We start from the raw sequence: 201 nt of genomic DNA, 5'->3' as shown, positions 1-201 counted from the left end.
CCCCAATTCTACTTCCGTACCACCGACGTAACCGGCGCGGTTACTTTGGAAGAAGGTGTGGAAATGGTAATGCCGGGTGAAAACGTAACCATTACCGTAGAACTGATTGCGCCTATCGCTATGGAAGAAGGCCTGCGCTTTGCGATTCGCGAAGGCGGCCGTACCGTGGGTGCCGGCGTGGTTTCTTCTGTTATCGCTTAA

1 protein-coding gene is annotated in these 201 nt (G+C 53.7%); it reads left to right on the top strand.

Annotation, left to right across the window (positions count from 1 at the left end; all coding sequences use genetic code 11):
• On the top strand, nt 1-201 hold a 201-nt coding region (locus tag Q9J79_RS10350; protein ID WP_445929874.1), incomplete at its 5' end, for an EF-Tu C-terminal domain-related protein.

The organism is Neisseria viridiae (assembly GCF_962747995.1).
Classification (GTDB): domain Bacteria; phylum Pseudomonadota; class Gammaproteobacteria; order Burkholderiales; family Neisseriaceae; genus Neisseria; species Neisseria viridiae.
Note: the sequence above shows the minus strand (reverse complement) of the source record. Positions and strands in the feature narration are given on the sequence as shown.